Genomic DNA, 25,724 nt, shown 5'->3' on the forward strand with positions numbered 1-25,724 from the left:
CTTGGGAGTTGATGATTCATGGATATCCGTAAAGTTAAGAAACTGATCGAACTGCTGGAAGAATCCGGTATCGACGAGCTGGAAATCAAGGAAGGCGAAGAGTCCGTACGGATCAGCCGCCACAGCAAGACCCCGGCTCAACAGTTCTACGCGCCACAGATGCAAGCACCTGCTCCGGCTGCCGCACCTGCCGCCGCCCCGGCTGCTGCCGCTGCACCTGCCGCCCCAGCCGCGCCTGCGCTGAACGGCTTCGTGGTCAAGTCGCCAATGGTCGGTACTTTCTACCGCACCCCGGCACCGACCTCGCCAGCCTTCGTTGAAGTCGGCGCAACCGTGAAAGTGGGCGACACCATCTGCATCGTTGAAGCGATGAAAATGATGAACCACATCACCGCTGAAAAAGCCGGCGTCATCGAATCCATCCTGGTAGAAAACGGTCAGCCGGTTGAGTACGACCAGCCGCTGTTCACCATCGTTTGAACCGCGGAGCGCCTTCGATGTTGAAACCTGCGAAGAAACTGCAAAAAGTCCTGATCGCCAACCGCGGCGAGATCGCGCTGCGTATCCTGCGCGCCTGTAAGGAAGAGGGCATCAAGACCGTCGCTGTTTACTCGACGGCCGATACCGAATTGATGCACGTGAAACTGGCGGACGAAAGCATTTGCATCGGCCCGCCACTGGCCACGAACTCGTACCTGAAAGTCTCGAACATCATCGCGGCCGCTGAAGTGACCGGCGCTGATGGCATCCACCCAGGCTACGGCTTCCTCGCGGAAAACGCCGATTTCGCCGAACAGGTGGAAAAATCCGGCTTCGCCTTCATCGGCCCTAAAGCCGAAACCATCCGCCTGATGGGCGACAAGGTTTCGGCCAAGGACGCCATGATCGCAGCCGGCGTGCCAACCGTTCCAGGTTCCGACGGCCCACTGCCGGAAGACGAGGCAACCGCCCTGCGCATTGGTCGCGAAGTCGGTTACCCGGTGATCATCAAGGCCGCCGGTGGCGGTGGTGGTCGCGGCATGCGTGTGGTGCACAAAGAAGAAGACCTGATCGAAGCTGCCAAGCAGACCCGCTCCGAAGCGGCTGCCTGGTTCGGCAACCCGATGGTCTACCTGGAGAAGTACCTGACCAACCCACGTCACGTGGAAGTGCAGGTACTGTCCGACGGCCAGGGCCACGCCATCCACCTGGGCGACCGCGATTGCTCGCTGCAACGTCGTCACCAGAAGGTGTTGGAAGAAGCTCCGGCACCGGGCCTGGACGAAACCGCGCGCCAGGAAGTACTGGCTCGTTGCGTCAAGGCGTGCATCGACATCAACTACCGTGGCGCCGGTACCTTTGAGTTCCTCTACGAGAACGGCCGCTTCTACTTCATCGAGATGAACACTCGTGTGCAGGTAGAGCATCCGGTTTCGGAGATGGTCACCGGTATCGACATCGTCAAGGAGATGCTGAGCATCGCCGCCGGCAACGTGCTGTCCTTCACCCAGGACGACGTCAAGATCCACGGCCACTCCCTGGAGTGCCGGATCAACGCCGAAGACCCGAAAACCTTTATCCCAAGCCCTGGCCTGGTCAAGCATTTCCACGCGCCGGGCGGCAACGGCGTGCGTGTGGATTCGCACCTGTACAGCGGCTACAAGGTTCCGTCCAACTACGACTCGCTGATCGGCAAGCTGATCACCTGGGGCGCCACCCGCGACGAGGCCATGGCCCGTATGCGCAATGCCCTGGACGAAATCGTGGTAGACGGCATCAAGACCAACATCCCGCTGCATCGGGATCTGGTACGCGATGAAGGCTTCTGCGAAGGTGGTGTGAACATTCACTACCTGGAACACAAGCTGGCCAACCAGTAAGTGCTCCACCCAACAAAGCCGCCTTCGGGCGGCTTTGTTGTTTGTGGGCCCGCAAGAACACCGCCGCCCCCATGTGTGCGGGCTTGTGTGGGAGCTGGCTTGTGTGGGAGCTGGCTCCCACACAAGCCAGCTCGCCACAAACTCGCCGCTCGCGTAAACTTGCGCGCTTTCGCGACCCAGCCGTCGCACACTCATTTTTTCAAAGGTGCCCGCCATGCCTTGGCTGCAAGTCCGTCTCGCCATCAGCCCAGAACAAGCCGAAACCTACGAAGACGCTTTCCTCGAAGTCGGCGCCGTGTCGGTGACCTTCATGGACGCCGAAGACCAGCCGATCTTCGAACCGGAACTCAATACCACGCCGCTGTGGTCCCACACCCATCTGCTGGCCCTGTTCGAAGACGGCACCGATGCCGCCGCCGTGCTGGCCCACATGGAACTGCTCACCGGCAGCCCGCTGCCCGAGCACCACAGCGAAGTGATCGAAGACCAGGATTGGGAACGCAGCTGGATGGACAACTTCCAGCCGATGCGTTTCGGCCAGCGCCTGTGGATCGTGCCAAGCTGGCACGCCGCGCCTGAGCCGAATGCCGTCAACTTGCTGCTGGACCCGGGCCTGGCGTTCGGCACCGGCACCCACCCTACCACCGCGCTGTGCCTGGAATGGCTGGACGGCCAGGACCTGAGCGACTGCAACGTGCTGGATTTCGGCTGCGGCTCAGGGATCCTGGCGATTGCCGCGCTGCTGCTGGGCGCCAAGGAAGCGGTCGGCACCGATATCGACGTGCAAGCCCTGGAAGCTTCCCGTGATAACGCCGGGCGCAATAACATTGCTGAAGGCAAATTCCCACTCTACCTGCCGGAAGATTTGCCCCAGGTGCAGGCCGATGTGCTGGTGGCCAATATCCTCGCCGGCCCGCTGGTGTCGTTGGCGCCGCAGCTGTCGAGCCTGGTCAAGCCGGGCGGGCGCCTGGCGCTGTCGGGCATCCTCGCCGAGCAAGGCGAAGACGTGGCCGCTGCCTACGCCAAGGATTTCGAACTGGACCCGATCGCCAACCGTGATGGCTGGGTACGCATCAGTGGTCGTCGGCGCTAGAATGAGCGCTTGCCTGAATCGGATGGCCGCATGACCGACAGTTTCGTCACCCAGTGCCCACACTGCCAAGCCCGTTTTCGCGTCAGCCACGCACAACTGAGTGTGGCCCGCGGCGTGGTGCGCTGCGGCTCGTGCCTGCAAGTGTTCAACGCCGCTCGCCAGTTGCTGGAGCAGCGCGGCCAGGTGCCTGCGCCTGAGCAGCCGGCCGTTGCCGAGAAGGCCACTGAGCCGACCGCCGAGGCCCCACGGGCCATCAGCCAGAAGCAGTGGAACGCCGAAGAACTGGACCTGGACAACCTGGACCTGGACGAAGAACTGGCCAAGCTGGAGCGTCGTCAGGCACCCGCTGACCGTCGCCAGCCTGAAGATGCCCTGAGCGCTACGCGCGGCACTGCCAAGGCCGAAGAAGAACAGTGGGCCGCCAGCCTGTTCAGTGAACCGCCCGAGGAGCGCACCCCAGCGCCCGAGGACGAGCCAGAGCCAGAGCCGGCCACTGCGACACGCCAGCGCACCGAACCCTCCATGTCGTTTCGCCTTGACGACATCGACGGTGAACCGCCACTGCGCTCGGCGCCCCACGTTGAAGATGACGATATCGACCCGCCGTTCACGCCCTTGACCCAGGCCCTGGACGAACCGGCCCCCGAAGATCGCCCGCAACCGCGTCGCAAGCGCACGCGCCCCGAGCCAAGTGTTCACGATGACGTACTCCAGGACCTGGAAGACGACCCGCTGCACCTTTACGCCCAAAAGCGCCCGTCCGGCTGGGGCCGCCGCCTGATCTGGATGCTGCTGGTGCTGATCGCCGCCGCAGGCCTTGCAGGCCAGTACATCGCGTATCAATTCGACGACCTGGCCCGCCAGGATGCCTACCGCCCATGGTTTCAGCAGCTATGCCCGTCACTGGGTTGCACGGTGCCGTCGCGGGTCGATATCGCCCATATCAAGAGCAGCAACCTGGTGGTGCGCAGCAACCCGGAGTTTGCCGGGGCGCTGGTGGTGGATGCGATCATCTATAACCGGGCGACGTTTTCCCAGCCCTTTCCGTTGCTGGAACTGCGTTTCGCCGACATGAACGGCAATCTGATCGCCAGTCGTCGCTTCAAACCCGGCGAATACCTGAGCGGCGAATTGGCCGGCGTCAGCGAAATGCCATCGCAGACACCGATCCACATCTCCCTGGATATCCTTGACCCAGGCAATAAAGCGGTGAATTACAGCCTGAGTTTTCACTCGCCCGAGTGAACCGGCGCAGGTTCTGAGGTTTGACGGCAAATTATTGACTTTGCGCTGCGCAACCAAACCGGCAGCGATAAAGAAATAACTGTTCAGATTTTATCCAATTCAGCCTTTATCCAGTCATCGAGAGCGGGTATCATGCCAACCCTTTTTCGAACTCTAATGATCCGGCCCCACAACAGGGAAGTCCTATGTCGGCGGTACGCATCGGCCCATACACATTGCAAAACGGCTTGATCCTCGCCCCGATGGCGGGCGTCACCGACCAGCCCTTTCGTCAGCTGTGCAAGCGTTTGGGCGCGGGTCTAGTAGTCTCTGAAATGGTCACCAGCGACATGAGCTTGTGGAACACCCGCAAATCGCGGATGCGCATGATCCACGAAGGTGATCCCGAGCCCCGCTCGGTGCAGATCGCCGGGGGTGATGCGCAAATGCTGGCAGATGCGGCCCGAGCCAACGTGGAGTTGGGCGCACAGATCATCGACATCAACATGGGCTGCCCGGCCAAGAAGGTCTGCAACAAGGCCGCCGGTTCCGCATTGTTGAAAGATGAGCAGTTGGTAGCCGAGATCCTGCAGGCCGTTGTCGCCGCAGTGGATGTGCCGGTCACCCTGAAAATTCGTACCGGCTGGGACCGGGACAACAAAAATGGCCTGACAGTGGCGAAGATCGCTGAACAGGCCGGGATTAGAGCGCTGGCGGTGCATGGCCGCACCCGCGCCGACCTTTACACCGGTGAAGCCGAGTACGACACCATTGCCGCGATCAAGCAGGCGGTGTCGATGCCGGTCTTTGCCAATGGCGATATCGACTCAGCCGAGAAAGCCCGGCGCGTGCTGCACGCAACCGGCGCCGATGGCTTGTTGATTGGCCGGGCCGCCCAGGGGCGGCCATGGATTTTTCGTGAGATCGAACACTTTCTGCGTACCGGCGAAGTCTTGCCGGCACCGGAGTTGATCGAGGTGGAACGTATTCTGCTAGAGCATCTGGCCGCCCTGCACGCCTTCTATGGAGACGTGATGGGAGTACGCATTGCTCGCAAGCATGTCGGCTGGTATCTCGCCACCTTGCCGGGCGCCAAGGAATTCCGCGCTCAGTTCAATCGTTTGGATGAAACGCAGGCACAGATCGCCACCGTTCGTGAGTTCTTCGCCGAACGTGACAAGAGCCTGGGAACAGGGGATGGAGAGGGGGTGGCCGCATGACGATGATGACCGAGACTTTAGTGAGTGGAACAGCACCCGTGAGCGACAACGTCAATTTGAAACAGCACCTGAACACGCCGAGCGAAGAAGGTCAGACCCTTCGTGGGAGTGTCGAGAAGGCGCTGCACAATTATTTCGCCCACCTTGAGGGCGCTTCCGTCACGGACGTGTACAACCTGGTGCTCTCCGAAGTCGAGGCGCCGTTGCTCGAAAGCGTGATGAACTACGTCAAGGGCAACCAGACCAAAGCCAGTGAGCTGCTGGGCCTCAACCGTGGCACCTTGCGCAAAAAGCTCAAACAATACGATTTGCTGTAAGCATTCAATCAAACCAGAAAGGCGCCCGCGTAAAAACGGTCGCCTTTTTTGCTGACTCCTTTGCTTTTGATGGAAATTGAAATGACCGACCAGACCACCCGCCTGCCGATCCGCCGCGCCTTGATCAGTGTCTCCGACAAGACCGGGATCCTCGAATTTGCCCGGGAGCTGGAAGCCCTTGGCGTGGAAATCCTCTCCACAGGCGGGACCTTCAAACTGCTGCAGGACAACGGCGTGGCCGCAGTAGAAGTCGCGGACTACACCGGTTTCGCAGAAATGATGGACGGTCGGGTCAAGACCCTGCACCCGAAAATCCACGGCGGGATCCTCGGTCGTCGCGGTATCGATGACGCCATCATGAGCGAACACGGCATCAAGCCGATCGACCTGGTAGCCGTTAACCTTTACCCGTTCGAAGCCACCATCAACAAGCCAGGCTGCGACCTGCCGACCGCCATCGAGAACATCGATATCGGCGGCCCGACCATGGTTCGCTCCGCTGCCAAGAACCACAAAGACGTGGCCATCGTGGTTAACGCCAGCGACTACGCGCAAGTATTGGAAAGCCTGAAAGCCGGCGGCCTGACCTACGCCCAGCGTTTCGACCTGATGCTCAAGGCGTTCGAACACACCGCCGCCTACGACGGCATGATCGCCAACTACATGGGCACCGTGAACCAGGCCGCTGAAACCCTGAGCACAGAAGGCCGCAGCCAGTTCCCGCGCACCTTCAACAGCCAGTTCATCAAGGCCCAGGAAATGCGCTACGGCGAGAACCCGCACCAGAGCGCGGCGTTCTACGTGGAAGCCAAGCCTGCCGAAGTCGGCATCGCCACCGCGACCCAGCTGCAGGGCAAGGAGCTGTCCTACAACAACGTGGCCGACACCGACGCCGCGCTGGAATGTGTGAAGAGCTTCGTCAAGCCAGCCTGCGTGATCGTCAAGCACGCCAACCCGTGCGGCGTGGCTGTGAGCCCGGACGCTGAAGGCGGCATTCGCCAGGCCTACGAACTGGCGTATGCCACTGACACTGAATCCGCGTTTGGCGGCATCATTGCCTTCAACCGTGAGCTGGACGCCGAGACCGCCAAGGCGATCGTCGAGCGCCAGTTCGTTGAAGTGATCATTGCCCCATCCGTCAGTGAAGAAGCTCGCGCCATCGTCGCCGCCAAAGCCAACGTGCGCCTGCTGGCCTGCGGCGAGTGGTCAGCAGACCGCGCCGCTGCCTGGGACTACAAGCGCGTCAATGGCGGCTTGCTGGTACAGAGCCGCGACATCGGCATGATCGGCAGCCAAGACTTGAAGGTCGTGACCAAGCGCGCCCCGACCGAGCAAGAGATCAACGACCTGATCTTCGCCTGGAAAGTCGCCAAGTACGTTAAGTCCAACGCGATTGTCTACGCCAAGAACCGCCAGACCATCGGTGTCGGCGCCGGCCAGATGAGCCGCGTGAACTCGGCGCGTATCGCCGCGATCAAGGCAGAACACGCAGGCTTGCAGGTAGCGGGTTCGGTGATGGCTTCCGACGCGTTCTTCCCGTTCCGTGATGGCCTGGACAACGCCGCGAAAGCCGGTGTTACCGCCGTGATCCAACCGGGTGGCTCGATGCGTGATGCTGAAGTGATCGCGGCCGCTGATGAAGCGGGCATCGCGATGGTCTTCACCGGCATGCGCCACTTCCGCCACTGATTGATCGTTCCCACGCTCCGCGTGGGAACGCAGCCAGGGACGCTCCGCGTCCCTCGGACGCAGAGCGTCCGTAGAGGCATTCCCACGCAGAGCGTGGGAACGATCATCCTAACGAGGGTTTTGAAATGAATGTTTTGATCATTGGCAGCGGTGGCCGCGAACACGCCCTGGCCTGGAAAGTTGCCCAGGACCCACGCGTTCAGAAGGTTTTCGTCGCCCCCGGCAACGCCGGCACCGCCATTGAAGCCAAGTGCGAAAACGTCGCTATCGACGTGCTGGCCCTTGAGCAGCTTGCTGATTTTGCCGAAAAAAATGTTTCCCTGACCATCGTCGGCCCGGAAGTACCGCTGGTTGCCGGCGTTGTGGACCTGTTCCGCAGCCGTGGCCTGGACTGCTTCGGCCCAACCGCCGGTGCCGCCCAACTGGAAGGCTCCAAAGCCTTTACCAAGGATTTCCTGGCTCGCCACAAGATCCCGACGGCGGACTACCAGAACTTCACCGAGATTGAGCCGGCCCTGGCTTACCTGCGTGAAAAAGGCGCACCGATCGTGATCAAGGCCGATGGCCTGGCCGCCGGTAAAGGCGTGATCGTCGCCATGACCTTGCAGGAAGCCGAAGACGCCGTACGCGACATGCTCGCCGGTAACGCGTTTGGTGATGCAGGCTCGCGTGTGGTGATCGAGGAGTTCCTCGACGGCGAAGAAGCCAGCTTCATCGTGATGGTCGATGGCAAAAATGTGTTGCCGATGGCCACCAGCCAGGACCACAAACGTGTTGGCGATGGCGACAGCGGCCCGAACACCGGTGGCATGGGTGCCTACTCCCCTGCCCCGGTCGTCACCGCCGACGTGCACAAACGCGTGATGGACCTGGTGATCTGGCCAACCGTGCGCGGCATGGCCGACGAAGGCAATGTGTACACCGGTTTCCTCTACGCTGGCCTGATGATCGACAAAGCCGGCAACCCGAAAGTCATCGAGTTCAACTGCCGCTTCGGCGACCCGGAAACCCAACCGGTGATGCTGCGTCTGCAATCAAGCCTGGTGCTGCTGGTGGAAGCCGCATTGGCCCAGGCCCTGGACAAGGTTGAAGCACAGTGGGACCCGCGCCCGAGTGTCGGCATCGTACTGGCGGCCGGTGGTTACCCTGCCGACTACGCCAAGGGCGATGTGATTGAAGGCCTGGATGCGGCTGCTACGCTGGAAGGCAAGGTGTTCCATGCAGGCACCGCGCTCAAGGACGGCAAAGTTGTAACCGCAGGTGGCCGTGTATTGTGCGCCACCGCAATGGGTGCCAGTGTCGACGCCGCGCAGCAACAGGCGTACAAACTGGCGGCAAAAATCGACTGGAAAGGTTGCTTCTACCGCACGGACATCGGCTATCGCGCCATTGCCCGTGAACGCGGCGAGAACAACTGAACAGCTACGCTTGCGTAGCTATCCGTTCGGCTAGGTAAGGGCCTCTGGCCCTTGCCGTACCCATGTCGCCCCGCGCATAGTTAACCCGTGCATCAACCTACGAAGGGATTTCGCCGTGCGCTGGCTCAGGATCGCCATAGGTTTTACAGTCAGCTTGCTGACCCTGCTCTGCTTGTTCCCGGCCCAGGCCGCCGCGCAAGGCAGTGGTTGGGCAGTATTGCTTGATGAACAGGCCGACCTGCAACTGAGCGACATCCGCTCCGCCCGCTACACCAATCAATTCAGCCCCATCGAACTCGACCGGATTACCGCCGCGGAGCCGGACGGTGCGTTGTGGGTACGCTTCAAGCTGCAACCCGGCAAGCACGAACAAGTACTGCGAGTATTCGCCCCGGACCTCTCGCACCTGAACCTGTATGTGCTCGACGGCGACATGCTGGTGGAGCAGCAAAGCACCGGTACCCGCCAGCCCCAGGCGGAACGCCCGCTGCCCAGCAGCGATTTCATGCTGCCGATGCCCCAGAGCCAGAAGCCCCTTGAGGTGTACCTGCGCCTGGTCTCGGAACACGAACTGCGCCCCTACATCACCCTGGAACCGGCCGTGCTCGCCGCCGCCGACCAGACCCAGACGCTGATCTACGGCCTGCTGTTCGGCTGCCTGCTGATGCTGATCCTGCACAACCTCACACGCTTCGCCTATCACCGCTCGCGCAGCAGCCTGTGGCTGGCGGCCTGCGAAGTGCTGTTGATGCTGAGCCTGGCGCTGTTGCTCAACCTGGTGGGGCCGTGGCTGCCAAACTGGCACGCGGTGCAGACCCCGGGCGCCTACCTCGCGCTGCTGCTGACTGCGCCGTGCGGGCTGATGTTTGCCTATCGCTTCTTCATGCCCTTGGGCCCGCACCCACTGAACAAGCTGTTGATGGCCGACATCCTGCTGATCGTGCTGTGCGGCCTGCTGCTGTTGTTCGTCAACACCTTGCCGCTGAACATCATCACCTACGCGCTGGTCGCCCTGGCAGGCTTGAGCATGTTGTTTATCTCGGCTTACCACTGGCAGAAAGGCTACCGGCCGGCGCGCTTGTTTGTGGTGGCGATGGTGGTGTTCAACATCGGCACCCTGATCATCCTGCCCGCCCTGCTGGGCCTGACGCTGGTGGCACCGCAAGGCTTGATCGTGACCCTGCTGAGCTTTATCTGCCTGAGCGGCCTGCTGATGAGCCTGGCCCTGGGCGAACGCCAGCGCGCCATTGTCGAAGCACGCTTCAGCCTCAGCCGCGACCTGGCGGCCAGCAATGCCGAGATCGCCGCCAAGGCCGAATTCCTGGCCAAGATCAGCCACGAAATCCGCACGCCCATGAACGGCGTGCTGGGCATGACCGAGTTGCTGCTCGGCACGCCGCTGTCGGTGAAGCAGCGTGACTATGTGCAGACCATCCACAGCGCCGGCAATGAACTGCTGACGCTGATCAACGAGATCCTCGACATCTCCAAGCTCGAATCCGGGCAGATCGAACTGGACGACGTGCAATTTGACCTCAACGCGCTGATCGATGACTGCTTGAGTATCTTCCGCGCCAAGGCCGAACAGCAGAACGTCGAGCTGATCAGCTTTATCCAGCCGCAGGTGCCCCGTGTGATCAGTGGCGACCCCACGCGCCTGCGCCAGGCGCTGTTGAGCCTGCTGGAAAACGCCCTGCAAAAAACCGATGAAGGCGAAGTGCTGATCGTGGTCGCCCTGGACGAACGCAGCACCAAGCCACGCCTGCGCATCGCCGTACAAGACAGCGGCCTGCCGATGGATGCCGCCGAACGCGACGCGCTGCTGCACAGCGAACTGCACAGCAAGAACTTCCTCTCGGCTACGCGCCTGAGCGGCCACCTGGGCCTGGTCATCGCCCGCCAGTTGATCCTGTTGATGAACGGCGAGTTCGGCATCAAGAGCGGCAGCCACCAGGGCAGCACGCTGTGGCTGACCCTGCCACTGGACCCGGAACGCCTGGAGCACCCGACGTCCGACCTCGACGGGCCGCTCAAAGGCGCGCGGGTGTTGGTGGTCGATGACAACGACACCTGCCGCAAAGTGCTGGTGCAGCAATGCACCGCCTGGGGCTTGAACGTCAGCGCCGTGCCGTCCGGCAAAGAAGCCCTGGCGCTGCTGCGCACCAAAGCGCACCTGCGCGACTACTTCGACGTAGTGCTGCTGGACCAGAACATGCCCGGCATGACCGGCATGCAACTGGCGGCGAAGATCAAGGAAGACCCGAGCCTGAACCACGACATTCTGCTGATCATGCTCACCGGCATCAGCAATGCGCCGAGCAAGATCATCGCGCGCAACAGCGGGATCAAACGCATCCTCGCCAAGCCAGTGGCCGGCTACACACTCAAGACCACCCTGGCCGACGAACTGACCCAGCGCAGCAAGGGCACAATTGCGCCGCGCCCTGCTCTCAGCGCGCCGGCAGCAGTCACCGTGCCCAGTGATTTCAAGATCCTGGTGGCCGAAGACAACAGCATCTCCACCAAAGTGATTCGCGGCATGCTCGGCAAGCTCAACCTCAACCCGGACACCGCCAGCAACGGCGAGGAAGCGCTGGAGGCGATGAAAGCCCAGCGTTACGACCTGGTGTTGATGGACTGCGAAATGCCGATCCTCGATGGATTCTCTGCCACCCAGCAATTGCGCGCGTGGGAAGTCAGCCACCAGCGTATTCGCACGCCGGTGGTGGCGCTGACGGCGCATATCCTGTCGGAACATAAAGAACGCGCACGCCAGGCCGGCATGGATGGCCACATGGCCAAGCCGGTGGAATTGTCGCAGTTGCGTGAACTGGTGGAGTTTTGGGTGGCGCAGCGTCAGCAGCGGCCGGAACACGCCCCGTCGTGACCTTGAAATGCAGCCTCCGTGGGAGCTGGCTTGCCTGCGATGGCGGTGTGTCAATCACACACCCTTTGTCTGCTCCACCGCTATCGCAGGCAAGCCAGCTCCCACATTTGCCCGGTTGCGCCTGATAGACTCCGCAAACCTCTCCTATCGCGAGCCGCGCCCATGCTCCACGTGTTATTCAGCGTCTACCTGAAAATGCTGGTGCTCTACAGCCCGTTCTTTGTGCTGTCCTGCTTTATCAGCCTGACCCGTGGTTACTCCAGCAAAGAACGGCGCCGGCTGGCCTGGAAGGTCGCGTTGGCCACGCTGGTGTCGAGCGTGTTGCTCTACCTGTTCGGCCGGGTGATTTTCAGTGTGTTCGGCATCACCGTGGATGCCTTTCGCATCGGCGCCGGCAGCGTGCTGTTTATCTCGGCGCTGGGCATGGCCCAGGGCAAGTCGGCGGTGCAGACCGACAATGTGCAGCAGGACGTGACCATCGTACCGCTGACCATCCCGCTCACGGTCGGCCCCGGCACCATCGGTGCACTGTTGGTGATGGGCGTGAGCCAGCCCCACTGGGATGACAAGTTCATGGCCATCGTCAGCATTGCCCTGGCCAGCTTCACGGTCGGTGTGGTGCTGTATTTGTCCAACCGTATCGAACGCATTCTGGGTGACCAGGGCTTGCAGATTGTCAGTCGGTTGATGGGGTTGTTCGTGTGTGCGCTGGCCGCGCAGATCATCTTTACCGGCGTGCGCGGTTATCTGGTGCCTTAAATCCGGTACTTCGCGATTGCCAGTTGCACCTTGTCGCCGGCACTCTCGCGCATCAGCTGGATGGTTTTTTCATTGACCACAGAGGTGTTGAGCACCAGGCAAGTCTGGCCGCTGAAAGCCTCGACCGAAGAGCTGTCCCACTCCAGAAACGGCAGGCCCAGCTGTTTGCTCACACCGTGGGTGCTGTAAGTCACCAGCACCATCATCACCTCTCCCGCCGTTTCAGCACAGGACGCCAGGCCGAAATCACCGCCCTGATGCACGGTGCTATTGCGCTTGAACAGCTCAAACGAGGCAGGCTGTTGCTTCAAGGCCAGCAGCGCATCCGCCGCCAGTTTCGGCAACGCCGCCAGCAGCGGCCCTGCCAACGAGGCCGCCGCCAGCGCGGCGATGATATTCAGCGCCGCCACCTGCACCGTCAGCCCTTTGCCGGAGCTTGATACCCGCTCAAAAGCGCTGCGCACCGGCAACCAGCCCAGGCTGACCATCACCTTGATAAATTCGTCATACCAGGCCTCACTCCCCCGTTGGACCTTCAACACATCACTCACATAACTGCTGGCCAGCAGGTAGCTTTTACGAATGTATTCACGGTTCAGCGCCGACATGCCCTCGATAAACGAAATCACGCCGTTGTTCACGACGGCTGCATTGCTGTCATCTTCCGCGTCCAGGAACACCGAGCGTTTGGCGCCCGGCGCCCCTGGCAGCTTGTAGGCGGCAATCAACTTGCGCCTTTTGGCACTGATGATCCTTTTGTGATGTCGCTCCATTTTCAGTTCTCCACAAGCACCCCACATGGGGCTTGTCTCCACACTAGTCCAGCCGCTGGCGCGCTTTCCAGACCACAAACATCGCTTGGCGCCCCCGTCGAAAAAACGTCAACCAGCAATAACGAGGCATACCGGTAGACCTTCCTTTTTTCATCGGCAAAAAAAGAAAAAGCCCCGAGTAACAACAGGTTTTCACCCTGCGTTACTCGGAGCCTTCTTACCTGCCGCGAGCTGATTTCAGGAAGCGGGTTTCTCGCCGTACCAGCGTGGCGTGTACACCCATTCGCCGCCACCGGCGCGGGGGAATACGCAGGTGGTGGACGAGCCGATCAGCACCATGGTGCGCATATCCACTTGCTCAGGCGTCAACTGCCCCAACGTGGTGACGCGCAAAGTCTGGCCAGGGCGGCCAATGTCGCGACCCAGCACCACCGGTGTTTCGGGAGTGCGGTGCAACGCGACAATTTCCAGGGCGCGCCCCAATTGCCAAGGCCGCGAACGCGAGATCGGGTTGTAGAACGCCAGCGCCAGGTCGGCCTGGGATGCAAGGTCCAGGCGTTTTTCGATAATCGACCAGGGCTTGAGGTTGTCCGACAACGACATCACGCAGAAGTCATGCCCCAATGGCGCACCCGCCTGGGCGGCAGTAGCCAGCGAGGCTGAGACGCCCGGCAGAATGTCCAGCTCGACCTGATGCCAGGCCGGGTCACTGGATTCGTGCAACGCCTCAAGCACCGCCGCCGCCATGGCAAATACGCCAGGGTCACCGGACGACACCACCACCACCGAACGGCCTTGAGCGGCCAATTCGAAAGCATGGCGAGCACGCTGCATTTCTTCGCGGTTGTCGGTGCAGTGTTGCACTTGGTCGTCGCGGAACGGCCCGGCCATGCGCACATAGGTTTCGTAGCCCAGCACATCGGTGCAACGCGCCAGCTCGGCCTTCACCGCCGGCACCATCAACTCGGCTGCGCCAGGGCCAAGGCCGATCACGGCAAGGCGGCCACGGGCACGGCCGACCTGCGACAGGTCCAGCGGTTGCTCTGCCACTGTGATAACGATGTCCGCGCCTTGCGCCACTTGCGCAAAACGCAACGGCACACCTAATTCCACTGCGGCTTGCTGCAACGAGGCTTCGGCCATCTGCGTGTCGCTGGCCAGCAGGCACGCCAGGGATTGCACGGCGATACCGGCGTCATGCAAAGCCGTTCGCACGCGCAGAGCTAAATCCACACCTGGCTTACAGGTGACACACACCGTCTTCGGATAAATCAGCAACTCATTGGCAGCCGGCACGCGCTCGGCACTGCCCACGTGAATCGCCAACCGTGCGTGCTGATCCTGCGGCAAATTCGCCTGATCCAGCCACGGCGCCACACCTTCGATGCGCACGCTTTCGCCGGCCAACAGGTCCGAGACAAACCGCTTGCCCAGTTCCAGGTCCGCCAACGCATAACCCGCTGGCGGGTTGAGCAGGCAGGTGCCAAAACGCAGCTCGCCGCTGGTGGTGATCGCTGCGGCGACGCCGAGTGCCGCGCCAATGTCGCGCGCCATCCGGTTCACACCGCCCAGGCCGCCGAGCAACGGCACCACGGCGCTGCCATCTTCAGCCACGGCCAGCACGGCGGGCTCTTCGCCTTTTTCCAGCAGCAGCGGCGCCAGCGTGCGGATCACGATACCGGCAGCACACAGGGCAATCAGTGGCGTGCCTTGTTGGTAAAGCTGGCGCAGGGTCGCGCCGAACTCACTGTAGGTCTGGTCCGCCCCTTCAACTCGCCCGGCCAAGCCGTGGATCAGCGCGCCAGGGTAAACCTGCGCGATCTTGCGCGCCGTCGCCAGGCTGCCTTGGCCGAGAATGACAATCGCCGGGCGCATCAACCTTGCCACCTTTCACCCGGCACGATGATCAGCGAGAAGTACGGCGAAGACGCCGGGTCGACTTGATCCAGCGGCACTATTTTCTGATTAGCCATGGTCGCACGCTCCACGTAGAGCGCACGCTCGGCCAAGCCGAGTTCTTGCAGCACCTGGCGCACCTTGGGGAAATTACGCCCCAGCTTCATGATCACGGCGGCATCGGCATCCGCCAACCGACGCTTGAGGTCGTCGTGGGGCAGCACGCCGGAGAGCACCGACAGGCTTTGGTTGCGGTACACCAACGGCGCGCCAAGCACCGAAGCGCCGCCGAGCATTGAGCAGACGCCGGGGATAACCTGGGCTTCATAACGCTCGGCCAAACGGTCGTGCAGGTACATGTAGGAGCCGTAGAAGAACGGATCGCCTTCGCAGATCACCGCCACATCGCGGCCAGCGTCCAGGTGCGCGGCCACGTCGAGGCTGGCGTTGTCGTAAAAGTCGCTGATGATCTGCTCGTAAGACATCGGTGCCGGCAGCACTTCGGTGGTCACTGGGTACACCAGTGGCATCAAGGTCTGCTGCGCCACCAAGTGGTCTTCGATAATACCGAAAGCATTGCCTTTCTTGCCCTTGGCCACGAAATACGCCACCACCGGCGACTCGCGCAGCAGGCGCAGCGCCTTGAGGGTGATCAGTTCGGGGTCACCGGGGCCAACGCCCAGGCCAATCAAACGTCCGCGTGCCTGCATTACTCGACCTCCGTGGCCAAGGCGTTGACCGCCGCGGCAGCCATCGCACTGCCGCCCAGGCGGCCTTGCATGATCACAAACGGCACGCCACGGCTGTCGGCCGCCAGCATCGCCTTGGATTCGGCGGCACCAACAAAGCCCACCGGGAAGCCCAGAATCAACGCTGGTTTCGGCGCGCCGGCGTCGAGCATTTCCAGCAGGTAGAACAGCGCCGTCGGCGCGTTGCCGATCACCACCACGCTGCCTTCCAGGTGCGGGCGCCACAGTTCCAGCGCGGCAGCTGAACGGGTGTTGCCCAGCTCCCGCGCCAACTCCGGCACGCTGTCGTCGCGCAAGGTGCAGATCACCTGGTTATTGGCCGGCAGGCGCGCGCGGGTCACGCCTTCGGAGACCATGCGCGCATCACACAAAATCGGCGCGCCAGCGGCCAGCGCATCGCGCCCGGCCTTGCCTGCGCCTTCGGAGAACTGCAGGCCGTCGATGGCGTCGACCATGCCGCAGGCATGAATCACCCGCACCGCGAGTTTTTCCAGGTCGGCAGGGATGCGCTCCAACTTGGCTTCCGCGCGAATAATGGCGAAGGAGTTGCGATAGATCTCCTGACCGTCGCGGATGTAATCAATCATCGGTGTTGCTCCGTGTGCGGCCGCGTAACAGGGCGCCCGCCGCTTCAATGGAAAGAGTGCGTGCGTGCAGCCGGCCGAAACCGGGGTGGGCTGCCTCGCGAAAATAAACGTCGTAGTGGCCGGGGCTTACCGCCAGCAAGGTGACCGGCGCGGTGTGTGCGGCAGCGCAAGAGCGTGGGCAGCCGGACAGGTGCACCTCGGCGCCAGGTTGCAGCGCGGCCAGTTGCAGGGCATCGGCCTTGGTGTCGGCCAGGCCTTTGGCGCAGCCGCTTGAACCGGTGCAGGCGATCATGCGTGCCAGGGGTTGGTCGACTGAGCCAAGGAAGCCCAATTGCTCCAAGCCTTCAGTCACGGCGCCGTGGTTTTTAAGGTTGGGCAGCAGTACGCCCTGCCACGGCGTAAAACGCAACGTGCCGTCGCCGAACTCACTGGCCAACTGTGCGGCGCCTTTGAGCATGCTTGAGTCCAGACGACCCAGCGGCGCAATGGCGGCAACGTAAAACAGATCTTTTTGTCGCTGTGGATAAGTGCCCAAGTGCAACAAATCCCCACTGGGCTGGCGTTTTAACCCATCCACCGACAGTAACGGCAGGTTCAGGCGGGCCAATAAGTTATCAACAGCCAGATGACGCATGCGGGTTTGCGTGGGTGTCGCCAGGTCGAGAAACGCTTCCAGCACCGCCACGACCAAGGCATAGCCTTGCTCCAGCGGCACAGCGCCCAAGGGTGCATCCAGCCCCGGACAACCGGCCAGGCCGAAGGCCAATAGTGTTTCGCCATCGCGCTCGAACGCCGACAGCCACAAGTCATGGTGATGTTCGAGCATCGCCAGGGCTTCACCGCCATCCAACTGAACGGCGAACTTGGCCGACAGCTCATGGAAACGTGGATGGTTTTGCAAGGTGGCAAGGATCTGATCGGCCAGCGGGCGAGTGTCGAACAGCATCTGGGGGTCGATACCTGCGCTGGGGCTGAGCATCAGATTGCGCACGTCATCGCCAGCGGCGTTGTTCGGGCCAAGGCCTGCGGCCAGCAGCGCGGCGATCAACGCCTCTTGCTCGGCACCGATCCCGCGAATCTGCAAATTGGCGCGGTTGGTCGCCTCAATCACCCCACCCGCATAGGCCTGCGCCGCGTCCGCCACAGCAACTGCCTGGGCGGCAGTGATAGAACCACCGGCCAATTTGATCCGGCATATCCCGCCATCCAGCGCCTGGACGATACGCAGCAACCCCGGACAAGCCGAGGGGCGCAAGGTATTCAGAACGGGCGTTGGGTTCACGGGGCTACCGGTTGACGGGTAAAGGCGCGGTATTATGCCTGCTTTGTCCGGCGGCATGAAAAGCCTGCCCGTCGGATGTCGTTCAAGGAATTCTTATGTCGCCCTGGCTGACGGTTGTAGGCATCGGTGAAGACGGCTTCAAGGGGCTGGGCAGAAACGCCCGGCATGCCCTGTTGCGCGCCACCCGGATTATAGGCGGCCAGCGCCAGTTGGACCTGCTGCCGGTGTGTATTCGTGGCGAGCGCCAGCTATGGCCAAGCCCGTTTTCCCTGGAGCCGGTGCTGGCCAGTCGTGGCGAGCCGGTCTGCGTACTGGCCAGCGGCGACCCGATGTTCTATGGCGTAGGTGCCAGCCTGGCGCGACAGGTGGCCGCTGAGGAATTGCTGATTTTACCGGCGCCGTCCTCCGTGTCGTTGGCCGCGGCGCGTTTGGGCTGGCCGTTGCAGGAGGTGGTGACCTTATCCCTGGTGGCGCGGCCATTGGCGGCGATTAATACGCACCTGGCCACTGGCGTGCGGTTGCTGGTGCTGAGTAATGACGGACGCAGCCCTGCCGCGATTGCAGCGCTGTTAGCCGAGTCCGGTTTCGGGTTCAGCCGGTTGAGCGTGTTTGAACACTTGGGCGGCGTAGATGAACAGCGCATCGACGGGCTGGCTGCTGATTGGCAACACGCTTCGGTTGCGGATCTGAATCTCGTCGCCATCGACTGCCTGGCCGACGCCAACACCCCGCGCCTGTCACGCCTCGCCGGGCTGCCGGATTCGGCCTTCAAACATGACGGCCAACTGACCAAGCGCGATGTACGCGCCATGACCCTCGCCCGGCTCGCGCCAATGCCGGGCGAATTGCTCTGGGACGTGGGCGCGGGCAGCGGCTCCATCGGCATCGAGTGGATGCGCACTCACCCGAGCTGCCGCGCCCTGGCGATTGAAGCCGACGCAGGTCGCCAAGGGCTGATCGAACATAACCGCGATGCCCTCGGCGTGCCCGGCCTGCAACTGGTTCGAGGCAAGGCGCCGGACGCGTTACTCGGCCTGGAAGCACCGGACGCGATCTTTATCGGCGGCGGCGTCACCCGCGACGGTGTGCTCGACACCTGCTGGCAGCACCTGCGCCCTGGTGGGCGTTTGGTCGCCAATGCGGTGACCCTGCAAAGCGAAATGACCTTGATGGCGTGGCGCGCGCAACATGGCGGCGAGCTGACGCGCATCCATGTGGCCCAAGCCCAGCCGCTGGGTGAGTTCGACACCTGGCGCCAGGCGCTGCCGATCACCTTGCTGGACGTGGTCAAGCCGCTATGAAACGCATCCTGTTGTTGGGCGGCGTCACCGAAGCGCTGGCCATCGCCCGCACGCTGGGGCCGGAGCATATCTATAGCCTGGCTGGGGTTGGGCGCGTGCCCACTGACCTCACCTGCCAAGTGCGCGTCGGCGGCTACGGTGGGCATGCAGGCTTGGCGCAATTTGTGCGCGATGAGCAGATCAGCCTGATCCTCGATGCCACCCACCCGTACGCGGCGCAGATCAGCCAGAACGCTGCCACGGCGGCAAAAATGTGCGGCATTCCCTGCTGGGCGTTGCGGCGCCCGGCGTGGCAGCCGCAGGCGGGTGATGACTGGCGCGAGGTGGGGGATTGGGCTGAGCTGATCGAAGCCTTGAAACCCTTCAAACGTCCGTTGTTCACCTTGGGGCGTGAGCCGTTGCAGCACCTTGACGAAATCCCCGCCGATCAATTCTGGACGCTGCGCGCACTGGATGTATATCCGGGCAATGAGCGCTGTGAAGTCATCGGCGCGCGTGGGCCGTTTCTGATTGAGGACGAGCGCGCGTTGTTTGAACGGCGTGGAATTGATGTGTTGATCAGCAAGAACAGCGGCAGTGCGGCGACCGAGCCGAAGCTGGAAGTGGCACGCGAGCGTGGCGTGCCGGTGTTGGTGTTGAAGCGGCCGGTGTTGGCGCAGGTAGATCGAGAGTTCACCGACGTGGCTGCGGTGCTGCAGGCAACCAGCACTCTCTAAACACCACCACTCCCACACTTGGATGCATTATCAGGCTGCTGCCGTCGACTGCCCTATGCCTTCATGCACGCGTTCAGCCAGCAATTGCGCCAGCTCAATCAACTGCGCAACGCCCAGCAATTCCTCTCGCTTCGGGCCATCCAGGTCAAACGCAAGGTCGCAACTCAGCGCATTAGCCGAGGCGAGTGTTTCGCTGAGGTTGACCAGCAGGTCTTCGGTGCTGATTCCGTCGGCTACGGTGAATAGCCGTACGGGGGGATTTGGGGTGGGTTTGATCATTGTGAATTTCCTTAATCTAAATGGAGCCGCCACTGATCGCCGCGATGCGATAGAGGGTGGCAGCTGTGCGCAGGTTCGCGGACCGGAGATTAAGGAAACCGGCATACCCGAAGGTATCCCGCGCACAGCCACCATAGCGCCGCACAGTAGACGATAAAAAAGCGTCAACTGAAAGGAGGCAATGCTTAATCAATCCGGGCCGCGACGCCCGACCGCTGCGTGTGCAGCGGTGTACGCAGACTAGAGATCTACCTTCCTAGGGACAACCTTAAATCCCTGTCGGACGTTTCCGTAGACGACCACTACATTTAGGTTATGTACAGGCTCAACTAGAAGCGGCCTACATGAGCAGGGCATTGCTCGTGCAATCAGCAAGCTCAACACCAAGCCATAGCCAAACACACACCAAACTGTGGGAGCTGGCTTGCCTGCGATAGCATCGCCTCAGTACTGCAGGAAAACCGAGTTGTCCGCATCGCAGGCAAGCCAGCTCCCACAGGGTTCAGCGTCACGCTGGAGATTGCAACCCGTCGGTAAAATTGGCAATCCGTGGTTCCCGGCTATCATGAAGGCAACCACTGCGACACCAAACCACACCGCCGCTTTTTACTTATGCCCCCCGATCAGGCTAAATACCCACCTGATCGCTTAACCCTACGGATTGTCCGCCATGGCCCGTCAACGCTTTGCAATTGTGTGGATCGCCTGCTTTGCAGTGCTGTTCAACGCCTTTGCCATGCCGCTGGCCAGCGCGATGCAACAGTCGCAAGACCCCGTGCGGCAATTGCTGTGGGGCAGTTTCTGTTCCTCCAATGGCGCCAGCCTCAAGACCATTGCCTTGGGCAAGTTGGACATCCCAACGCCGCCCCAGGAAGATCATTCCGCCATGCAGCATTGCTGGTGTTGCTCGGGCTCACCGCCGCTGGTGGCGTTACCGGGGCATGTGCCGCAGCTGTATGTCACACGTTTTGATGCCGTGCCGGGCCTGTCGCCGCCCGCACTGCAAGCCCCTACCCCGCGCCAGCAATGGCCGAGTCTTAACCCCCGCGCTTCTCCAACGGTCTGATTTCTTCGCAAGTGAACTGCGTTTAGAACCGTTCTGGAGAACTGCCATGCTTAAATCTTCCCTGCTTCTGGCTGCGTTGTTGCTGCCGGTGTGTGTTGCTGCGAATGCCGATGACTACAAGGCCGGCGACCTGCTGGTCAGTGATCCCTGGTCCCAGGAATTGCCGCCGAATGCGCCGACTGTCGCCGCCTATTTTGTGATTCATAACCAGGGCGAAAGCGCTGATCGCTTGCTTAGCGTCGACACGCCCGTGGCGGCCACAGCCGAGTTGCATGAGCATGTGATGCAAGGCGACCTGATGAAGATGCAACAAGTGCCCAGCGTTGCCGTACCGGCCAAGGGTGATCTGACCTTCGCGCCGATGGCCTACCACGTGATGCTGCTGGACCTGAAAGACCGCAGCCAACTGCGCGACGGCCAACACTTCCCACTCACCCTGAACTTCGAAAAAGCCGGCCCGGTGCAGGTTCAGGTCTCGGTACAAAAAGCGCCGCCGATGGCCGGCCACGAGCATATGCACGCCCAATAGGCCAACGTAAATGGGCGCCCCTCGCGCCAGGTTGTCGCCACACCGCCGCAGGCCCATGAGCCTGGCGCGCGGCAGTTGGATCAGCCTGTTCGCCATGTTGATGATTTTTATCGGTCCGCTGATTTCCCAAGCGATGCCGATGGATCATCACGCCGGTATGTCGATGCAAATGTCCATGGACATGCCGTCGACCAGCCATGGCGAGCACACGCCAGCTCCCAGCGAACACCACGCCCTCTGGGCAAAGTGCGGTTATTGCGACCTGCTCTTCAGTTGCCCGGCCCTGCCCGGCAGCGTGTCCCATGTCAGCCTCGGCACCCCGCCACCGGCGAATGCCCTGACGCCCGCCACCCGCCTGGGCCACGCCCGGCAGAGCATCTTCCCTGGCGCCCGCAGCCGCGCCCCACCTATCGCTTCGTAAGCACTTCACAGCATCACTTCACACCGGCCGACTTTAGACAGACAGCCGCAGGCTGCTGGCCGTGTTGTTTACGATTGATTGATGGAATTTGTCATGTCCAGGTTTTCTGCTGACTCCCGATTGGGATGTACCCCCGTTCTCGCCGTTCTGTGTGGCGCGCTGTTGGCACCACACGCGCAGGCTGAAGATCACGAGTTGAGCCCCACGGTGATCACCGCAATCGCCCCCAGCTCACCGCTGACCGTTGTCACCAACCCCAAAGACCCACGCCAACCGGTGCCCGCCAGCGATGGCGGCGACTACCTCAAGACCATCCCCGGCTTCGCGCTGGTGCGCAACGGTGGCACCAATGGCGACCCGGTGCTGCGCGGTATGTTCGGTTCACGCCTGAATATCCTCACCAATGGCGGCATGATGCTCGGCGCCTGCCCAGGGCGGATGGACGCGCCCACCTCGTATATTTCGCCGGAAACCTACGACAAGCTCACCGTGATCAAAGGCCCGCAAACCGTGCTCTGGGGGCCTGGCGCGTCAGCCGGCACCATCCTGTTCGAGCGCGAGCCCGAGCAATTCGGCGAGCTGGGCACACGGGTCAATGCCAGTGTGCTGGCCGGCTCCAACGGGCGCTTCGACAAGGTGGTCGATGCCGCTGCCGGTGGGCCTTTGGGCTATGTGAGGGTGATCGGCAATCAGGCCCACGCCGATGATTACAAGGACGGCAGTAACAACACCGTCGCCTCGCGCTACGACAAGTGGAATGGCGACGTGGCCGTCGGTTTCACCCCCGATGCCGACACCCTGCTGGAGCTCACTGCCGGCCGTGGCGATGGCGAAGCGCGCTACGCCGGGCGCGGCATGGATGGCTCGCAGTTTCTGCGCGAAAGCCTGGGGCTGCGGTTTGAAAAGTCCAATATCGGTGAGGTACTGGATAAGGTCGAAGCGCAGGTCTACTACAACTACGCCGACCATGTGATGGACAACTACAGCCTGCGTACGCCGTCGGGCACCGGCATGATGGCCGGGCCGATGGCCTCCAACGTCGACCGCCGCACCCTCGGTGCACGCATCAAGGCGACCTGGCGCTGGGCCGATGTGCAACTGATCAGCGGCCTGGATGCGCAGACCAACGAGCATCGCCAGCGCAGCAGCATGGGCATCGACACCTACAAGGAACTGCCACGGGTCAAGGATGCCAATTTCCACAACTACGGCGTGTTCAGCGAGCTGACCTGGTACGCCGCCGACCGCGATCGGCTGATCACCGGCGCCCGCCTGGACCGCGCCTCGGCCAAGGATTTCCGCCAGACCACAGGTTCGGGAATGATGTCGCGCCCCAACCCGACCGCCGACAACACTCGCGCTGAAACCTTGCCATCGGGCTTTGTGCGTTATGAGCACGACCTGGCCGACACACCCACCACCGTCTACGCAGGGCTCGGGCATTCGGAGCGTTTCCCGGATTACTGGGAGCTGTTTTCGCCCAACACCGGCGCGGTCGGTTCGGTAAATGCCTTCGACGGCGTCAAGCCGGAGAAAACCACCCAACTCGACTTCGGCGCGCAGTACAAAACCGCCGACCTTGAAGCCTGGGCCTCGGGCTATATCGGCCGGGTGCAGGACTTTATCCTGTTCGACTACAAGCCCGGCATGATGGGTACCACGTCCCAGGCCCGCAATGTCGACGCGCGCATCATGGGCGGTGAACTGGGCGCAGCGTACAAACTGACCCAGCACTGGAAAGCCGACGCCAGCCTCGCCTACGCCTGGGGCAAGAACACCAGCGACGGCAAGGCGCTGCCGCAGATGCCACCGCTGGACGCGCGTTTGGGCCTCACCTACAGCCAGGACGACTGGAGCGCCGGCGCCTTGTGGCGCGTGGTCGCGGCGCAAAACCGCATCGACCAGAACAAGGGCAACGTGGTCGGCAAGGACTTCGACAAAAGCAGCGGTTTTGGCGTGTTCTCGCTGAACGCGGCGTACCGCATCAATAAAAACTTCAAGGTCAGCACCGGCGTCGACAACCTGTTCGGCAAAGCCTATGCCGAGCATTTGAACCTGGCCGGTAACGCAGGCTTCGGCTACCCGGCCAACGACCCGCAAGCCATCAAGGAGCCGGGGCGTACGCTCTGGACCAAAGTCGACATGAGCTTCTAAAAGCATCGCGGGCAAGCCCGCTCCCACAGGGAAATGCATTCCAAATGTGGGAGCTGGCTTGCCTGCGATAGCGGCCTGACAGACAAAAAATATCTAAAGCCTTGCGGAGCCTAATGATGACCACCCCAAAAATTTCCTTCTACAACCTGGCCTGGCGCTGGCACTTCTACGCCGGCCTCTTCGTCGCCCCGTTCATGGTGCTGCTGGCCCTCACCGGCATCATCTACCTGTTCAAACCCCAGCTCGACCCGCTGATGTACGGCAACCTGCTCAACGTGCAAAGCGCCGAGCGCGCCCTCAGCGCCGACGAACAACTGCAACGCGCCCAGGCAGCTTTTCCCCAGGGCAAAATCAGCAAATACCTGCCACCCGCCGACGCCACCAGCAGCGCACAATTCGTGATGCACAACGATGACCGCGAAGTGACGGTGTTCGTCGACCCGTATCGCGGCACCGTCCTCGGTGAACAGGATGCCCAATACAACCTGCAAGCCATCGCCCGCGCACTGCATGGCGAGCTGATGATCGGCACCGTCGGCGACCGTTTGGTGGAACTCGCCGCCGGTTGGGGCGTGATGCTGGTGGTATCCGGCGTGTACCTGTGGTGGCCACGCGGCAAGTCTTCGGCGGGCGTGTTGTGGCCTCGCTTGAACAGCCGTGGCCGAGTGTTCTGGCGCGATATGCACGCGGTCGCCGGTTTCTGGGGCGCGACATTTTTGCTGGTGATGCTGCTCAGCGGCATGACCTGGACCGGCTTCTGGGGCAAACAATACGCCGAGCTGTGGAATAAGTTTCCCGCCGCGATGTGGAACAACGTGCCGCAGTCCGACCAGCAAGCGCGCAGCCTCAATACGGCCAGCCAGCAGACTGTGCCGTGGGCAATGGAGAACACGCCAATGCCGATGTCCGGCGACCACGCCGAACATATGAACCACGGTGCGATGCATACAGGCCCTGCCGCGCCGACTGTACGCCTGCAACAAGTGGTCGACCTGGCCAACGCGCGCAAGGTCGAACCCGGCTACAGCATCACGTTCCCCACCACTGCCGAAGGCGTGTTTACTGTCGCGGTGTTCGCCAACGACCCACGCAATGACGCGACCCTGCATGTGGACCAGTACACCGGCAAAGTGCTGGCCGATGTACGCTGGGAACACTACAACCTCGTCGCACGCGCCACCGAAACCGGCGTGATGCTGCATGAGGGCAAGATGTTCGGGTGGGTCAATCAACTGATCGTGCTGGTGATCTGCTTGATGATTCTGCTCAGTGCGGTGAGTGGCGTGGTGATCTGGTGGAAGCGTCGGCCACAAGGTGGGTTGGGCGTTCCGCCGTTGCGCCATGACCTGCCCAAGTGGAAAACCGCGATGGTGATCATGCTCGCGCTGGCGATTATTTTTCCGCTGGTGGGCGCTTCGTTGATCGTGGTGTGGGCCTTGGATCGCCTGGTGCTGGCGCGCTTTTTCGGCCAACGTGAATCGGCCTCAGGTTCTGCATGAAGCAGG

At 62.0% G+C, this 25,724-nt stretch carries 23 protein-coding genes; 17 read left to right on the top strand and 6 right to left on the bottom strand.

Features of this window, described 5'->3' with window-relative positions; all coding sequences use genetic code 11:
- Window positions 1-18: 18 nt before the first annotated feature.
- From accB to HBO41_RS12505, 10 genes are all read left to right on the top strand, one after another.
- Window positions 19-480, top strand: a complete 462-nt coding sequence (gene accB / locus HBO41_RS12460; RefSeq protein ID WP_017136744.1) for an acetyl-CoA carboxylase biotin carboxyl carrier protein — start codon at window positions 19-21, stop codon at window positions 478-480.
- 17 nt (window positions 481-497) lie between these two features.
- On the top strand, window positions 498-1,859 hold the full coding sequence (gene accC, locus HBO41_RS12465; RefSeq protein WP_017136745.1) for an acetyl-CoA carboxylase biotin carboxylase subunit: 1,362 nt from the start codon (window positions 498-500) through the stop codon (window positions 1,857-1,859).
- Window positions 1,860-2,073: 214 nt separating this feature from the next.
- Complete coding sequence (gene prmA, locus HBO41_RS12470) at window positions 2,074-2,952, top strand: 50S ribosomal protein L11 methyltransferase (RefSeq protein ID WP_017136746.1); 879 nt, start codon at window positions 2,074-2,076, stop codon at window positions 2,950-2,952.
- Window positions 2,953-2,982: 30 nt separating this feature from the next.
- Window positions 2,983-4,197 carry a DUF3426 domain-containing protein gene (locus tag HBO41_RS12475; protein WP_169986473.1) on the top strand — a complete coding sequence of 405 codons (1,215 nt, stop codon included), beginning with the start codon at window positions 2,983-2,985 and terminating at the stop codon, window positions 4,195-4,197.
- 185 nt (window positions 4,198-4,382) lie between these two features.
- A complete protein-coding gene (dusB, locus tag HBO41_RS12480) occupies window positions 4,383-5,396 on the top strand; it encodes a tRNA dihydrouridine synthase DusB (protein WP_169986475.1) in 1,014 nt (337 codons plus the stop codon).
- Window positions 5,393-5,713 (top strand): DNA-binding transcriptional regulator Fis, encoded by a 321-nt coding sequence (gene fis / locus HBO41_RS12485; RefSeq protein ID WP_003221275.1) that lies wholly within the window; start codon window positions 5,393-5,395, stop codon window positions 5,711-5,713. The genes dusB and fis overlap by 4 nt, the downstream gene beginning before the upstream one ends.
- A gap of 81 nt (window positions 5,714-5,794) precedes the next feature.
- Entirely contained in the window at window positions 5,795-7,402 is a 1,608-nt protein-coding gene (gene purH, locus HBO41_RS12490; protein WP_169986477.1) for a bifunctional phosphoribosylaminoimidazolecarboxamide formyltransferase/IMP cyclohydrolase, read from the top strand.
- Window positions 7,403-7,527: 125 nt separating this feature from the next.
- The gene (purD, locus tag HBO41_RS12495; RefSeq protein ID WP_017136750.1) at window positions 7,528-8,820 is read left to right on the top strand and encodes a phosphoribosylamine--glycine ligase; all 1,293 of its coding nucleotides are present in this window, start codon (window positions 7,528-7,530) and stop codon (window positions 8,818-8,820) included.
- Window positions 8,821-8,935: 115 nt separating this feature from the next.
- Entirely contained in the window at window positions 8,936-11,707 is a 2,772-nt protein-coding gene (locus tag HBO41_RS12500) for a hybrid sensor histidine kinase/response regulator (RefSeq protein WP_017136751.1), read from the top strand.
- Between the two features lie 162 nt (window positions 11,708-11,869).
- Entirely contained in the window at window positions 11,870-12,466 is a 597-nt protein-coding gene (locus tag HBO41_RS12505; protein WP_017136752.1) for a MarC family protein, read from the top strand.
- Here the strand turns inward: HBO41_RS12505 and HBO41_RS12510 are convergent.
- From HBO41_RS12510 to cobG, 5 genes are all read right to left on the bottom strand, one after another.
- Entirely contained in the window at window positions 12,463-13,239 is a 777-nt protein-coding gene (locus HBO41_RS12510; protein ID WP_017136753.1) for a hypothetical protein, read from the bottom strand. The two genes, HBO41_RS12505 and HBO41_RS12510, sit on opposite strands and share 4 nt — an antisense overlap.
- 237 nt (window positions 13,240-13,476) lie before the next feature.
- Window positions 13,477-15,114 (bottom strand): precorrin-3B C(17)-methyltransferase, encoded by a 1,638-nt coding sequence (gene cobJ, locus HBO41_RS12515; RefSeq protein ID WP_169986479.1) that lies wholly within the window; start codon window positions 15,112-15,114, stop codon window positions 13,477-13,479.
- Window positions 15,114-15,845, bottom strand: coding sequence for a precorrin-2 C(20)-methyltransferase (locus HBO41_RS12520; protein WP_017136755.1), 732 nt, complete (start codon window positions 15,843-15,845; stop codon window positions 15,114-15,116). Before HBO41_RS12520 ends, cobJ begins: the two co-directional genes overlap by 1 nt.
- The gene (locus tag HBO41_RS12525; protein WP_017136756.1) at window positions 15,845-16,471 is read right to left on the bottom strand and encodes a precorrin-8X methylmutase; all 627 of its coding nucleotides are present in this window, start codon (window positions 16,469-16,471) and stop codon (window positions 15,845-15,847) included. Before HBO41_RS12525 ends, HBO41_RS12520 begins: the two co-directional genes overlap by 1 nt.
- Window positions 16,464-17,810, bottom strand: a complete 1,347-nt coding sequence (gene cobG / locus HBO41_RS12530) for a precorrin-3B synthase (RefSeq protein WP_169986481.1) — start codon at window positions 17,808-17,810, stop codon at window positions 16,464-16,466. The genes HBO41_RS12525 and cobG overlap by 8 nt, the downstream gene beginning before the upstream one ends.
- Before the next feature lie 38 nt (window positions 17,811-17,848).
- Between cobG and cbiE the strand changes: the two genes are divergently transcribed.
- Together cbiE and HBO41_RS12540 are read left to right on the top strand one after the other, a co-directional pair.
- The gene (gene cbiE / locus HBO41_RS12535) at window positions 17,849-19,054 is read left to right on the top strand and encodes a precorrin-6y C5,15-methyltransferase (decarboxylating) subunit CbiE (protein WP_169986483.1); all 1,206 of its coding nucleotides are present in this window, start codon (window positions 17,849-17,851) and stop codon (window positions 19,052-19,054) included.
- Entirely contained in the window at window positions 19,051-19,770 is a 720-nt protein-coding gene (locus HBO41_RS12540) for a cobalt-precorrin-6A reductase (RefSeq protein ID WP_099548129.1), read from the top strand. The genes cbiE and HBO41_RS12540 overlap by 4 nt, the downstream gene beginning before the upstream one ends.
- A 30-nt stretch (window positions 19,771-19,800) precedes the next feature.
- Here the strand turns inward: HBO41_RS12540 and HBO41_RS12545 are convergent, their stop codons facing one another.
- Window positions 19,801-20,049: a DUF6124 family protein gene (locus HBO41_RS12545; protein ID WP_099548128.1), complete on the bottom strand. Its 249-nt coding sequence runs from the start codon at window positions 20,047-20,049 to the stop codon at window positions 19,801-19,803.
- A gap of 670 nt (window positions 20,050-20,719) precedes the next feature.
- Between HBO41_RS12545 and HBO41_RS12550 the strand changes: the two genes are divergently transcribed.
- The 5 genes from HBO41_RS12550 (at window position 20,720) to HBO41_RS12570 (ending at window position 25,718) form a co-directional block, all read left to right on the top strand.
- A complete protein-coding gene (locus HBO41_RS12550; RefSeq protein WP_017136761.1) occupies window positions 20,720-21,115 on the top strand; it encodes a DUF2946 domain-containing protein in 396 nt (131 codons plus the stop codon).
- A 46-nt stretch (window positions 21,116-21,161) separates the two neighbouring features.
- A complete protein-coding gene (locus HBO41_RS12555) occupies window positions 21,162-21,644 on the top strand; it encodes a copper chaperone PCu(A)C (RefSeq protein ID WP_169986485.1) in 483 nt (160 codons plus the stop codon).
- Between the two features lie 10 nt (window positions 21,645-21,654).
- Window positions 21,655-22,065 (top strand): DUF2946 domain-containing protein, encoded by a 411-nt coding sequence (locus HBO41_RS12560; protein ID WP_017136763.1) that lies wholly within the window; start codon window positions 21,655-21,657, stop codon window positions 22,063-22,065.
- A gap of 93 nt (window positions 22,066-22,158) precedes the next feature.
- Window positions 22,159-24,219: a TonB-dependent copper receptor gene (locus HBO41_RS12565; protein ID WP_138451572.1), complete on the top strand. Its 2,061-nt coding sequence runs from the start codon at window positions 22,159-22,161 to the stop codon at window positions 24,217-24,219.
- Between the two features lie 116 nt (window positions 24,220-24,335).
- Window positions 24,336-25,718: a PepSY domain-containing protein gene (locus tag HBO41_RS12570; RefSeq protein WP_169986487.1), complete on the top strand. Its 1,383-nt coding sequence runs from the start codon at window positions 24,336-24,338 to the stop codon at window positions 25,716-25,718.
- Window positions 25,719-25,724: the final 6 nt, after the last annotated feature.

Origin of the sequence: Pseudomonas sp. WS 5146 (assembly GCF_012985495.1) — a bacterium.
Taxonomy (GTDB): Bacteria; Pseudomonadota; Gammaproteobacteria; order Pseudomonadales; family Pseudomonadaceae; genus Aquipseudomonas; species Aquipseudomonas edaphica.